This is a genomic window from Sporosarcina aquimarina, from assembly GCF_033253705.1.
In the GTDB taxonomy this organism is placed as follows: domain Bacteria; phylum Bacillota; class Bacilli; order Bacillales_A; family Planococcaceae; genus Sporosarcina; species Sporosarcina aquimarina.
Genome location: NZ_JAUBDH010000010.1, coordinates 36,495 through 50,284 on the forward strand (window position 1 = coordinate 36,495; position 13,790 = coordinate 50,284).

14 protein-coding genes are annotated in these 13,790 nt (G+C 43.2%); 8 read left to right on the forward strand and 6 right to left on the reverse strand.

From position 1 onward, the window contains the following. Window positions 1-107 precede the first annotated feature (107 nt). The 3 genes from QT716_RS13985 to QT716_RS13995 are packed head-to-tail and all read left to right on the forward strand — an operon-like array spanning window position 108 to window position 1,173. Window positions 108-278, forward strand: coding sequence for a hypothetical protein (locus QT716_RS13985; RefSeq protein ID WP_317936713.1), 171 nt, complete (start codon window positions 108-110; stop codon window positions 276-278). A gap of 17 nt (window positions 279-295) precedes the next feature. Next, window positions 296-499, forward strand: a complete 204-nt coding sequence (locus tag QT716_RS13990) for a hypothetical protein (RefSeq protein ID WP_317936714.1) — start codon at window positions 296-298, stop codon at window positions 497-499. Between the two features lie 20 nt (window positions 500-519). Continuing rightward, complete coding sequence (locus tag QT716_RS13995) at window positions 520-1,173, forward strand: M48 family metallopeptidase (RefSeq protein WP_317936715.1); 654 nt, start codon at window positions 520-522, stop codon at window positions 1,171-1,173. Window positions 1,174-1,204: 31 nt separating this feature from the next. Here the strand turns inward: QT716_RS13995 and QT716_RS14000 are convergent, their stop codons facing one another. The 6 genes from QT716_RS14000 to QT716_RS14025 all read right to left on the reverse strand — a co-directional run bounded on the left by QT716_RS14000 (window position 1,205) and on the right by QT716_RS14025 (window position 8,618). Beyond that, window positions 1,205-1,708: a MepB family protein gene (locus QT716_RS14000; protein ID WP_317936716.1), complete on the reverse strand. Its 504-nt coding sequence runs from the start codon at window positions 1,706-1,708 to the stop codon at window positions 1,205-1,207. 214 nt (window positions 1,709-1,922) lie between these two features. Then, on the reverse strand, window positions 1,923-3,416 hold the full coding sequence (locus QT716_RS14005) for a multicopper oxidase family protein (RefSeq protein WP_317936717.1): 1,494 nt from the start codon (window positions 3,414-3,416) through the stop codon (window positions 1,923-1,925). 22 nt (window positions 3,417-3,438) lie between these two features. After that, a complete protein-coding gene (locus tag QT716_RS14010; protein ID WP_317936718.1) occupies window positions 3,439-4,362 on the reverse strand; it encodes a F510_1955 family glycosylhydrolase in 924 nt (307 codons plus the stop codon). 11 nt (window positions 4,363-4,373) lie between these two features. Then, window positions 4,374-5,048 carry a response regulator transcription factor gene (locus QT716_RS14015; RefSeq protein ID WP_317936719.1) on the reverse strand — a complete coding sequence of 225 codons (675 nt, stop codon included), beginning with the start codon at window positions 5,046-5,048 and terminating at the stop codon, window positions 4,374-4,376. A gap of 25 nt (window positions 5,049-5,073) precedes the next feature. Continuing rightward, entirely contained in the window at window positions 5,074-6,432 is a 1,359-nt protein-coding gene (locus QT716_RS14020) for a sensor histidine kinase (protein WP_317936720.1), read from the reverse strand. Between the two features lie 146 nt (window positions 6,433-6,578). Next, on the reverse strand, window positions 6,579-8,618 hold the full coding sequence (locus QT716_RS14025; RefSeq protein ID WP_398293598.1) for a heavy metal translocating P-type ATPase: 2,040 nt from the start codon (window positions 8,616-8,618) through the stop codon (window positions 6,579-6,581). Window positions 8,619-8,756: 138 nt separating this feature from the next. Between QT716_RS14025 and QT716_RS14030 the strand changes: the two genes are divergently transcribed. The 5 genes from QT716_RS14030 (at window position 8,757) to QT716_RS14050 (ending at window position 13,715) form a co-directional block, all read left to right on the forward strand. Further along, entirely contained in the window at window positions 8,757-9,815 is a 1,059-nt protein-coding gene (locus tag QT716_RS14030; protein ID WP_317936721.1) for a stage II sporulation protein P, read from the forward strand. 140 nt (window positions 9,816-9,955) lie between these two features. Then, complete coding sequence (locus QT716_RS14035; protein ID WP_317936722.1) at window positions 9,956-10,867, forward strand: plastocyanin/azurin family copper-binding protein; 912 nt, start codon at window positions 9,956-9,958, stop codon at window positions 10,865-10,867. Between the two features lie 244 nt (window positions 10,868-11,111). Beyond that, a complete protein-coding gene (locus QT716_RS14040) occupies window positions 11,112-12,155 on the forward strand; it encodes a C40 family peptidase (protein WP_317936723.1) in 1,044 nt (347 codons plus the stop codon). Between the two features lie 213 nt (window positions 12,156-12,368). After that, window positions 12,369-12,929 carry a YdhK family protein gene (locus QT716_RS14045; protein ID WP_317936724.1) on the forward strand — a complete coding sequence of 187 codons (561 nt, stop codon included), beginning with the start codon at window positions 12,369-12,371 and terminating at the stop codon, window positions 12,927-12,929. A 129-nt stretch (window positions 12,930-13,058) separates the two neighbouring features. Further along, window positions 13,059-13,715 (forward strand): DUF4396 domain-containing protein, encoded by a 657-nt coding sequence (locus QT716_RS14050; protein WP_317936725.1) that lies wholly within the window; start codon window positions 13,059-13,061, stop codon window positions 13,713-13,715. Window positions 13,716-13,790 lie beyond the last annotated feature (75 nt).

Genomic DNA, 13,790 nt, shown 5'->3' on the forward strand with positions numbered 1-13,790 from the left:
TAGATGGGTTAATCTGAGAGAATTGCTTTTTGTTTTCAGAAAACTGAACAGGGGATTGTTCAGAACCGTGGTATAATAAGCGTACTCAAACACGGGAGGGGATTCCTATGATTAGATGGATTGCTGTATTCATTCTTGGCTTTGTGTTGACGTATATACTGCCAGATGACTTCATCAGTAAAGATCGTCTCGTTGTGGAACTCCTCATTCGGACCATGATGACACTCTTTTTCGTATTTCTCATCTGGGTCATGAAACCCAATCCGAAACCTAAGTGAACGAAAGGGGCAGATCGATGGCCATTCTCACATTTCTCATCATCGCTTGGGTCTTGACACTCTTCAACTTTGAAAAACTCGTCATACAAGCATTCAAAGAGCTGTTTGGTAAAGACATCACCAAGGCAACGTATTACTTTCTATTTCTCGCTATCGGGATTTTCGGTGAGATTGTCTTGCTGCTGCAAGGGACGTATTCGGAGTATTTCCTACGTGGATAAACTAGAAAAAGAGGGACACTATGAAAATTACCATCGACAATGAAGTCATTCACTATAATGTACAGTATGGAAAAGGGAAGAAGATGCAGCTGCAGATAGATTCGATTGGATTCATCACGGTTAAAGCCCCTAACAGAACGTCGGATGAAGCGATTGCCGAACAGCTACAAAAGTGGGGGAGTTGGATTCTCGAAAAACAGAATGAACGAGACGCTAACAAAGTGAGCTCACTTGCCCGTAAGTATGAGCCAAACGGGACATTTCTCTATCTAGGAGAAGAACGCTCTCTACACGAATTGATACACACTGACAATTTGACAAAAGAACAGTTGAAACTCAACTTGAAAAAGTTTTACTTCACACAATGTAAAACACTTATCGAATCGCGCATCAAACATTATCAAAAAGAACTCAAAGTCACATTTAAAAGCATCGACATTATCGAGTCTTTCCGTAAATGGGGGAGCTGTAACTCTAACAAAAAACTAGAGTTCAACTACCGCCTCGCCATGGCGCCAGTTGAAGTGATCGACTACGTCATGATTCACGAGCTGTGCCACCTGACGCACATGAATCATGACCGATCGTTCTGGCGGCGTGTCGGCAGCATCATGCCAGATTACAAAGAAAAAGAAGCGTATCTAGAGCGCATGAACTCTTTGATGACGCTTTAACGGGAGAACGCAGTTTAAATTTAAAAGTTCGTTATGCATACAACTCTAAAATTGTATGCGAAGGTTCAGCCGTTACGTCGCTTAAATCAATAAAATAGTCTAACTGCCAGTTTTGCGTAGCAATGGCTTGCTTACTTGTTGGGGTGTCCCAACTCGGATAAACTCTAATGGCCATCTTGCCGTTTGTGCTGTCTGTTTTAAGAATACGATGGGTTGCAAGAATGGCTTTTGGAAAGACGAATTGCCCGAAATGCTCTTTAGTAAATGTATTGATGACGAGCAAGTCAGGAGACTCGTCATAAGAGAATGGCTGGTTGTTATGATGTTCATCTTTCTCCCACATCGCAACAAATTGACCGATCTTCGTCGGTGTTACTTTGGCTACCCGAAAGCGAATGGAGTTAGTATTTAAAAGAAAGACACCGGCACCATACTCCGAGTTTTGGCGCTCTTCGCAAACGTCGGATATGGTGAAATGATTCGGTTGATAAACTAGCTGTTTCACATGAGCTAACGCAGTATGAAAGTCATTCATTGGTTTCCTCCATCTTAAGTAAGTATAACTGTTATGAATGGAACGTTTGTTCTATTCTATAGGCGTGGATAGAAAAATGCAACTGGGTGTTGAAAAGAGGCTTTTGAAGTGCACGCCTTAGACAAGGATCTGTAAACTTCTCAAGGTGTATAATGAACAGTTGAATAAACGAAAAGCCGCCCGCTCAACATGAGCAAGGCGGCTTCTTCTATTTCTAGTTCACTTCAATCTGTCCCATCATGCCATTATCTTCGTGCTCTAAAATATGACAGTGGTACATATAGACACCTTTGTTTTTAAACGAGATTGCAATCTTTACGCGATCACCAGGCTCCAGGGCAACTGTATCTTTCCAGCCTTTCAGATTGTCATCCGGCTCTTTGCCATTCACGGATATCACTTTGAACTGCGTGCCATGTATGTGGAAAGGATGGATCATGCCGCCCATCGGATCGGGCTTATTGGTCAGCTCCCAGACTTCGGTTTCACCAACTTTTTGAGTCATGTCAATCCGGTTCATATCGAACTTTTTACCGTTGATGGTTACCATGTCCATCATGCCAAATAATTCAAGACGCTTCGTCACCGGTAAGTTTCGTTCTTCCCCTGTTACCTCAAAAGAGTTCAATTTTGCAGGTATCTCACTAGAAGTCTGTCCATCGTTGACTGCAAATGGCAGAAGGATCGTTCCTTGATCATCCACTAACGATAGATTTTCCACATCTTGCAGCCCATCAAAATCGATAATGATTTCTGCACGCTCTGCAGGTGTTAACTTGAGTGTATCCATCGCCACTGGCTCGTTCAGTAACCCGCCATCCGTAGCGATTTGCTGGAACGAATCCCCTGAACTAAGCGCAACGGTATAATTACGGGCATTCGATCCGTTCACCAGACGTAAACGAACTTTGCCTTGAGGTACGGATAGTTTCGGGTCGAGCGTTCCGTTGACGAGTAAGCGATCACCAAGCGTTCCATCTGAATTATACGCAGCCTCATAGTTCAGTTCCCCCGTTTTAGTGAATGCGCGGTCTTGCAAGAGAACAGGGAAGTCGTTGATGCCATAGTCACTTGGCAAATTCAAGCTGTCGGAATGCTCATCTTCGATATAGAGCAGTCCTGCAAGTCCTTTATATACTTGTTCAGATGTTTTACCATGAGGATGGGGGTGGAACCAAAGTGTCGCGGCTTCCTGAGTGACATTAAATTCAATAATCCGTTCTTCTCCAGGTTTCAATGGATTATGTGGTCCGCCATCGACATCACCCGGTACATCCAACCCGTGCCAATGGAATGTCGTATCCTCATCCAATGCGTTTACGGTTTTAATACGAACAGTCTCGCCTTGACGCAGTTTCAGCACAGGCCCGAGGAAGTCACCATTATAGCCATAGGTTTCCGTCGTTTGACCTTCAAGCAGTAGCTGGTTGCCTTTTTGTGCGGTCAGTGTGTAATCGACATCACCAGCCGTATTTTTTTCAAGAAGGGGAGAGACGGCCAACTCATTAAAACCATTTGAGTCTTTTAAAGGCAGTGGATTGTCATGATCCATATGACCATCCATGCCGTCCATCCCGCTCATGTCATGATTCATGCCATTTTCAGAATGTTTATCTGTAGATTCTTCGCCTGTGCTGCTCATTGAACATCCTGCAATCAGTGAACTGATGACAGCGAGTATGAGCCATTTCATTAATGATTTCATCATTCTTAGCCCCTTATATTAAATCTCATTTAGACGTTTTCAATTGTCCGGCATTCGCAAGCTGTATCCAAGTCGAACCAGCATCTGTCGTCTTATAAATTGAGTTGTCATACGCTGTTACAACAACTTCTTCTGAATCATCCGGACTCGTTGCAATGAATTGAATCGGACTGTGTAATTCATCTGGTAACGAAATAGTGGATTCTTCCGTTTTGTCAATTGTGAATCGGTTAAGCCTTGGTCGGTCTTCTTTTTCGATTGTGGCATAATAGCCACCGTCTTCAATCAACGTGACATAGGTGATCATCGTTGCGTCATTCAATTTAGCGAACGTATCTCCAAAATCTGTGGACAAAAAAAGTCCTTCTTGACTGCCGATTGCAATCATTTCCTCATTAGATGGATGAACGGCTAAGTTTGAAAGGGTAGTTGCTGTAAATCCTTCCATTTTTGAAGTGGTCCAGGTTTTCCCTTCATCGAGTGTATAGTTCAATCCGCCTTTTAGATCAGCAGTGGGCGATTCATTGAATACATAGACTACATTCGACTTGTACCCCGCACCAAGATAGTGGAAATCGATTTCTCCATAAAACGCAAGCTGCTCGAACGTTGCCCCTTTATCTGTACTCTTCATAAGACCAAATGGATTTTTCAAATCGGAATTGACTGCAGGATGGCCGCTCGCAAAAAAGCCATCTTCCGTAGGTTGAAAGCCCATATAATCGTTTTTTTCACGATTTGCTTCTTTCCAGCCATCCTCTCCGTAAGCATATAAGCCAGCATGCGTTGCGATAACGAAATCAGGGCCTCCATTGCTGTATCCTGAACCGTGGATATGATCCACTTCTGGATTTTTCACATCTTCATACGCAAAGGATGCTTCTTTGTTTGAGCATGCGCTTAAAATCAGCAGCCCACCGAGTACTGCACCAACTAATGGTTTCTTCATCCTAATTCTCCTCATTTCCATTTATATCCGATCCCCCATACCGTTAGTAGAATACCGTCAATCGGAAAGCTTGATTTTCTTAACTTGTCCCGTAAGTTTCGGATATGCGAATCGACCGTCCGTACTTCGGTATAGGTATCGTACTCCCATGCCACATGAAGTAAGTCTTCCCGCGTGAATGTACGGTTTGGTCGAGCCATCATGGCTTCAATGATATAGAATTCCTTTAATGTCAGACGTACTTCGTGCGTGTCATACAGAATTGAATACGATTCCAAGTCCAGTGTAAAAGGTCCTTCTTTAAGCTGCTTCGGCTGGTTTTCATCAGGGACACGCCTTAAAGCGACACGTACCCTCGCGATTAGTTCACGTTCGTCAAACGGTTTTGTAATATAATCGTCGGCTCCTTGGTCTAGCCCTTTCACAACATCTGACTTGTCAGTACGAGCAGTCAATAAAATGACAGGAACGTCAGCCAACTCACGAATACGACGGCAAACTTCCCAACCATCCATCCCGGGCATCATGATATCGAGCAGCACTAGGTGGACCTTCTCTTCTTCGAATAGCTTAAGAGCTGCTTGGCCGTCCGTCGCTTGCAAACAACGATACCCATGCGGAGCAAGAAACAACTCGAGTAAATCGAGCATTCGTTTTTCATCGTCAATTAGTAATATAGTTTTCATATTCATCGCCGCCCCTCCGTCCTAGTTATAGTCGAATTGTAAACGTGCTCCCGTGTCCCGGTTCACTCTGGACGTCAATCGTACCACCATGCGCTTCCGTCAGTTCCTTTACAATCGCAAGGCCAAGCCCCGCACCACCAAACGAACGCGAACGGGATTTTTCAACGCGATATAACTTTTCGAATATTTCTTGCTGATTATCAACCGGAATGCCACATCCGTTATCCTGAACTTGTAAGACGGCTTGCTTTTTATTTTGAAAAGCACGTACGGTGACAGTTGTACCACTTTCAGAATAGTGAAGCGCGTTGTCTAATAGATTGAGGATAATTTGTTCCAATCGCATTCGATCAGCCACCAATGTGAAATCATCACCAGTTTCAGTGAAAAGTGAAATTCCTTTCATATCGAACGCGGGTTGGACCAGCTGGACAATATCCCGAACGAATCCCGTAGAAGAAAACTCAGACCTACTTACAGAGAACGTCATTTCGTCCATCTGCGCAAGATCCATTAAGTTTTTCACGAGTGTTTTCAATCGCTCCGCTTCTTCTTCGATAATGGATAAATAATTGAAGCGCTCTGCATCATCCAGTTCTGTCCGTTGAGCAACTTTAGCATAGCCGATTAAATACGTTAGCGGGGTTCCCATTTCATGAGAAACAGATGCAAGAAATTCATTGCGCTCACGTTTTACTCGACTTAAGTCATTCGATAATGTACGAATGGAAGTGGCCAGTTCACCAAGCTCATCATTCGAAAGCTTCGGCAAGTCGACGTCGTAAAATCCTTTACTTATTTGTTCAGTCGCTTCTTTCATCCGAATAAGTGGACGGGTCAGCCATTTAGAAAGCAATAAGTATACGACAAACAAAATGACAATGCCTCCGCCGCCCGCGAGGATGAAATGGATGTTTAGACGATGCACAAGTTGGCGGATGGGAATCGTACTCTGAAGCATGACTAGTGAACCCGAATTACCTTGAGCCGTATACGGATGTACACTGATGAGATAAGGGGACTCCTTCCAATCTACTGGTAATATCGTATCTTTTGTCGGTAGCTCCTCGTTTAGTTGGTTCAAATAAGGGAGAAGAACCTCTTCATTATCCAATGAATGCTGCACAACGTTTCCTGCATCATCGAGAATGGCGACATCCCGTTCGCCGCCGCTCTCCATGAGAATAATATGATGAAGGGTCGTTTCATTGTAGTTATCTTCTAAGACATCGCGATGGTTGCTGCCCGTTTTTAACAGCCGATCGAGTTCTTCGTTTACCCGGGCATGTGTAATGGTTTGGTGCAAGTACACCATCAGCAATGTATCCATAATGAGAAATGAAATGATAAATGAAGTCGCTAACTTCGTTGAAATTTTATTCACAGCACGCGCTCCTTTTCACTCTACTGAGCAGTATAAGTTAAACGTATCGAAAATGTATGCAGAACGCACGGATTATGTACGCAAAGAAAGACTATCCAGAAATCAGTATGTACTGAATTTCTGGATAGTCGGTAACGTCAATAATGTTAAATTTTTAGTAATCGGGCATTAATCGCAACGATGACCGTACTCAGTGACATTAATATTGCCCCAACTGCAGGACTTAACACGATTCCAAGTGGGTAAAGGATGCCTGCTGCAAGTGGGATCGCTGCGATATTATAGCCAGCAGCCCACCATAGGTTTTGCTTCATTTTGCGATACGTAGCAGACGATAGTTTAATAATCGTGACAACGTCGAGTGGGTTGCTTTTTACGAGCACGACATCTGCCGTTTCAATCGCGACATCTGTACCAGCACCGACTGCGATACCGAGATCTGCTTTGGCAAGTGCAGGAGCATCGTTGACACCATCGCCTGTCATTGCAGTCCGCAAACCTTCTTTTTCTTGGATATGGACAATTTTCTCTGATTTCTCATGAGGGAGCACTTCGGCAAAGATTTCTTCAAGTCCGAGCTGTTTACCAACGTATTCTGCTACTTGTGTGTGGTCACCTGTCAGCATAATCGATTTGACACCAAGACTTTTTAATTCACTCACAGCTTCTACAGCTGTTTCACGAACAATATCTGCAAGAGCAATCATGCCTGCAAGCTGACTATCAATAAGTAGGAAAACAACCGTCTTTCCTTCGAACGACCATTTGCTAAATGAGTCTTCTGAGTAGGATAGGTTTGCTTCTTTCATATATCCTGGACTGACAACAAGTACTTGTTTGTCGTTGACCGTACCTTGCAACCCTCTCCCCGTCAACGATTGGAAGTCATGTACTTTGGGCACTTGAATTTCGGATGCCTCCGCCTTTTTTGCAATTCCTTGTGCGAGTGGATGTTGTGATTGGGATTCAACTGCCGCAGCATATGAAATAACGTCTTCCTCCATGTAGCCGTCTGAAGGAAGGATATCCGTTACGCCAAACTCTCCTTTTGTAAGGGTCCCGGTTTTGTCGAACACAACTGCTTGGATTTTTCGAGCTTCTTCAAACGCAGGACGATTGCGGATGAGCAGACCATTTTTTGCTGCTATTGAAGTAGAAACTGCTACGACTAATGGTGCAGCTAACCCAAGAGCATGTGGACAAGCAATAATGAGCACGGTCACCATACGCTCGATTGCAAACGAAACGGAATAGCCGAGCAATAACCAGATGGTAAACGTGATTAGTCCCGCAGCAAGTGCGCCGTAAAACAACCATTTCGCTGCGCGATTCGCAAGATCTTGTGCACGTGATTTCGATTCTTGCGCTTCTTTTACAAGAGTAATCACTTGGGAAAGGTACGTATCTTCACCTGTTTTTGTCACGGATAGTACAAGAGAACCTTCCCCATTGATGGATCCGCCAATGGCTTCCTCATCCACTGATTTGTCTACGGGAAGAGATTCACCCGTCAACATGGATTCATCGACAGACGATTTACCTTCTACAATCTGTCCATCTACTGGGATTTTCTCTCCGGGTTTGACGAGTACGCGTTGACCAGACTGTAACTCCGATACTTCAACCTCCGTTGTCGACCCATCCTCGTTTAATAGATGTGCTTCCGAAGGCATTAGCTTCGCGAGTTCTTCAAGCGCTTTTGAAGCTCCCATAATGGAACGCATTTCAATCCAATGGCCAAGAAGCATAATATCTACAAGAGTGGCCAATTCCCAAAAGAAATTATTTTCGGCTAGTCCGAATACGGAAGCTGTACTGTAGACATACGCAACGATAATCGCGAGTGATATAAGTGTCATCATGGCAGGTGTACGTTCCTTCAGCTCATCCTTAGCTCCTGTTAAAAACGGAAGTCCTCCGTAGAAAAAGACGAACGTAGAAAGTGCGAACAGAATATAGAGATCGCCAGCAAATCGCCAGTCGACGTTCAAGAATTGTTGAATCATAGGTGACAATATCAGAATAGGAATCGTGATAACTAACGACACATAGAATCTTTTCTTGAAGTCTTGGACCATGTGAGCGTGATGGTTTCCATGACCGCCATGATTACCATTTGAATGGTTTCGTTCCGAGTTTTCTGTATGAGTCGCGTGCTCATGTGTATCGTGTGAATGATTTTCCAATGTCAACACTCCTTTCGTTTAAATTGCTATGTAAAGTAGGTATACCCATCAAGTATGCAGAATGTATGCAATTCCTATACAATTAAAGGCTTTTTTTGACAAGCTGTTATAATGAATCAAGGAATGAGGAGAAGATAAATGAAACGAAATACTACTGATAAACATAAAAAAAAGTCATGGCTTCTAATACTTTTATTCATTGCACTTGGATTATTTATATGCTGGCTTATCATGCTACTATTTTGGTCGTATTTTTTTTCAGCATCTTCAGAGGACACAATAAGATGGGAAAAACCGATTCGAAAAATAGCAGAGATGGCACCAGAATCTATACAAAACTGGGACATGTTAAACCTTGAGGATGAAGAATCTGAGGAAAGTTCCGACAGCCGAAAGACAGAGCGAGCAGAAGTGATGCTTAGCGATGGGCGTGGATTGACGCCTACGATGAATGAGTTGCTGGCTGATCATCCGTTTGACAAAGAAAAGTTCAATGCGCGCTTTCAATCGATGAGACGACCTGTAGTTCCACCAAAAGACTTGCCGCACTCTACGTTCGGGAAGAAGGTAGCGTATGTCTACCATTCCCATAGCAGAGAGTCATTTCTTCCTTACTTCCCAGAAACGGATGATCCAAAAGATGCGGTTCATGAAAGCCGGAACATCACACAAGTCGGAAAGATGCTAGAACGAGCGTTAGAAAACCGGGGAATTGGGACGCTCGTCGATACGTCAGACATTATCCAGGAACTTGACCAAAAGGGATTGGATTTTTCTGCCTCTTATCAAGTGACAGAAGAACACATTCGAACGGCGCGTTCAGCAAATAAGAAGCTGACATTATTTTTAGACATACACCGCGACTCACTCAGAAAAAATGCGACGACGAAAACAATTCAAGGTCAATCGTTTGCGCAGGTGTTCTTTGTCGTTGGCACAAGTCACGAGTCCTTTAAAAGCAACTTGGCTTTTACAGAAGAAGTGAATAGAAGATTGGACGCGAGCTATCCAGGATTATCGAAAGGGATTTTCCAAAAGGACAGCAGTCAAGGAAATGGTGTCTACAATCAGGACGTTTCACCGACAGCAGTACTAATTGAAGTAGGAGGTGTCGATTCAACGCTTGAAGAAATGAGACGAACAACTGAAGTGTTGGCAGATGCGCTGAGTGAAAGTTATTGGCACAAAGAGGAATAGACGGTACTTATATGCTGAAAACAAAAACACGCTGTTAGATAATTTGCAGAACCGTTCTGTCATGGGGAAAATCATTTCGGCATACGCTTAAAAGAAGCAGGAAAACTGAATATAAGAAAATCTCTTCTGAAAGCAGGCGGATGAAGAACATGGTGGAGACAGTTCTAATTGGAATGCTAGCGGCTTTGACACTGGTAATCTTGATACTTGCGAAACTCAGAAAATCGAAATTCGGTCCAATGCAAGGGATGGTCGTGTCGATGTATTTTGGCATGAATATAGGTCTAACTGCAGGCGTTCTGTATGGCATTCTCTATCAGGGCGAGTTGTTCTTTTCAACAATGATTGCCATGACAATCGGTGTGATGGCAGGAACTTTGTGCGGTCTCTGTTTCGGAATGCTGTCGATGTTGGAAGGAATTATGGCAGGCTTAATGGGTGGAATGATGGGGGCTATGCTTGGAGAGATGATTCAACCAAACGAAGCCAATTCGTTCATCCAGCTCTTCTTCTTACTATCAGTGAGTACAATCTTCATCATGATAATCGTCACGAGTAGAAAAGATGCGCAGGTTCAACAGAAAAAATGGATACTTAAACCACTCACGCTATTTGTATGCAGTGTAGTGTATCTCGTCGTCGCCAATTCTCTTGTTATGAAAAGCGATTCGCTTGTCCAGTTAACTCAAAATCAAGACCCTCAAAACCTTGTAGATTCGGATAGGTTCGATCAGCAAATCATGGTAGTGACAAAAGAGATGAGATACTCACTTCGCGATATACAAGTAGAAAAAAATACACCTGTGGCATTGACGCTGAACAATCTAGATGCAATTGAACACGATATTGAAGTCAGAACAGATGCCTACATGCAACTTGGTAAAGCCCACCAACATCACGGGGCGTCCAACAAGTGGTTACACCTTCATACCGCACCAAATGCGCAAGAATCACTGCGATTCGAATTCAAAGAATCAGGAATATATGAGTTTTACTGCACAATCCCCGGACACAAAGAGCAAGGCATGAAAGGACAATTTATAGTGAGCTGACTATAACTAAATCTTAACCTCTGAAAACGAAACCGATTCTACTAGTGTAGAGTTGGTTTTTCGTTTTGTAAAAAACCAACTCTATACAATTTCTGCAACTTTAGTGCTCCTTAAATAATCCTTACTTTTGTCATGTAAGCGTAATCAAGTCGTAAAACTATTCAGCTAACCAATGTGCTAATCTATGAAAGAAGAAAAACAGTATCGAAAAAAGAGAGAGACAAAAAATAATATGAGGTGGAAAATGAGAAAACGTTTTATGAAATCTGTTGCTGCAATTGTATTGATGGGGGCGCTGGCAGTTGGATCAGTCGACGAAGCTAGCGCTGCAAGTTCAAGTGATATTGCGACATATGCGAAAAAGTTTACCGGAACACCTTATAAGTTCGGTGGAACGACTACATCTGGATTTGACTGCTCAGGGTATATTCGCTATGTGTACAATCATGCAAACATTAAACTTCCAAGAACGTCAGCAGAGCAGTTCAAAGTGGGTAAAGCCGTAAGTAAGGACAAGCTGCAGCCAGGGGATCTGGTATTCTTTGCGAACACATACAAAAAAGGCATCTCGCATACAGGTATCTATCTTGGGGGCGACAAATTCATTTCCGCGAAGAGTTCAGGTGTAACAACGGCGAATTTAAAAACCCATCCATACTGGGCGCCGAAATATGCTGGTGCACGTCGAATGGCAGATGTGAAAGTTACAGAAACACCGGTACCAACACCAAAACCGGCTCAGACAGCTACTGGTCATTTTAAAGATCTTCCAAGTACCCATGGTGCATACGAGGCAATACTAGCACTTAACAAAAAAGGAGTTATTAATGGGTACTTAGATGGGACATTCAAGCCGGAGGGACACATTACACGTGGACATGCCGCAGCGATGATCAATCGTATTCTTAAATTGAAAGCAAGTCATTCCATCAAGTTCACGGACGTTTCGCCTAAGTACGCCTTTTTGAAAGACATTACAGCATTGAACGAAGCGGGTATTTTGAAAGGCTATACGAATGGTGCGTTTGGCGTTGATGACAGTCTGACACGTACACAATTGGCCGTCATAGTGGATCGTGCGTTTAATTTAGATGAAAAAGTTTCAAATGAAACTCTAGCAAACACAATTTACAAGGATGTCACTTCCACATACTGGGCATCGGACTCAATTTTTGCACTAAAGGCACTTGACCAAACAAATGTCTTCAAAACATCAAGTTTCAATCCAGGGAAAACAGCTACACGCGCAGAGTTTTCAGCAGCGGTGTACACAGCCATTACAAAATAATAAGCACTAGTAAAAAAGTATCTCTGATTGACTCAAGAGATACTTTTTTGTTCGATTGGAACGAGAAATCAAACGGGTAATTCTTCAATAGACCATATGTGAGATAATGTTTTATTCTAATTGTGGAGTTTCTAAGGAGATTCCGAATTCAGGTTATATTGAAGTCAATAGTGGGAAACTAATTATGAACATGAAAAAAAGGAGCGATGTACGATGAAAAAACAACTACTTGCGGCAAGCGCTGCATTTGCCCTTGTGCTGGCAGGATGCGGTGCGGGCACAACGAAAGAAGAAAAGCCGGCTGCGAATGATGAAGTATCTCACGGCGAGATGGAAGGTATGGATCATTCTAGTGATGGCAGCGTACCTGAAGGACTGCAAAAAGCGAAAAGTCCTAAATTTGCAGTTGGATCTGAAGCAATAATCCAAGCTGACCATATGAAAGGCATGAAAGGAGCAACTGCCACAATTGTTGGCGCCTATGATACAACAGCGTATTCGATTAACTACACACCAACAGATGGCGGCGAGAAAGTAATGGATCACAAATGGGTCATCCATGAAGAATTGGAAGATCCAGCAGCGGCACCTCTTGAAAAAGGAACTGAAGTGACTGTCCTTGCTGATCATATGGAAGGTATGGACGCTGCGAAAGCAGAAATTGAGTCCGCAAAGAAAACAACTGTGTACATGATTGACTATGTGCCGACGACGGGCGGAGATGAAGTGACGAACCATAAATGGGTCGTCGAGGATGAGTTATCGGAAAAGTGAAACACATGTAGAAGAGCTGCCGAGCGCAGCTCTTTTTGAATTTCACTCAGTAAACGTTAATAAGTATGCAGAAACTATGGAGTTTCAATCGTATTAACCCAGGTTATACACAAAGTAGAGGTGATGTAAATGCTTGAACTCATATCTTGGATCGCACTTGCAATCGGATTGCTCAGTAGTCTGATTATACTTGTTGATGTTAGTAGGCATCCACAGAAGATGGCAATTATGAACGTCGTTTGGTCGCTGAATGGTTGGTTTTTCGGACCCGTTGCGCTATTTGCCTATTTTAAATGGGGACGGATCCAGGCAAAGGATTCAAAGAAGGAGGACACAAGAGGAAAAGGAGTAAAAGTCTTCACATCCACTTCGCATTGTTCATCTGGCTGCTCATTTGGAGATGCAGTGGGTGTTCCAATTGTTGCGTTGACCGGACTTACCGTTGCAGGCTCAGTCTTGTTTGCACACTACATAGTGGAATTTATACTCGCTTATCTGTTCGGCATATTGTTCCAATTTGCATCGATCTATCCGATGAATAAAGAAAAAGGAAAAATGCATGCACTCATTGAATCGTTAAAAGCCGATACAATCTCACTAATCGCTTTCGAAGTCGGCATGTTCGGCTGGATGGCTATCGTACATTACGTACTCTTCCAAACTCCGCCCGAACCGACAAGTCCTGTCTATTGGTTCATGATGCAGATCGCGATGATCCTTGGATTCCTAACCAGTTATCCGGCAAATGCATGGCTCATTAAAAAAGAAATTAAGCATGCGATGTGACCTACCATAAGATAGTGAATCGGACACAATTCTGGACAGAATTTCAAATGTTTATATACAGTGCATAAACGCTCT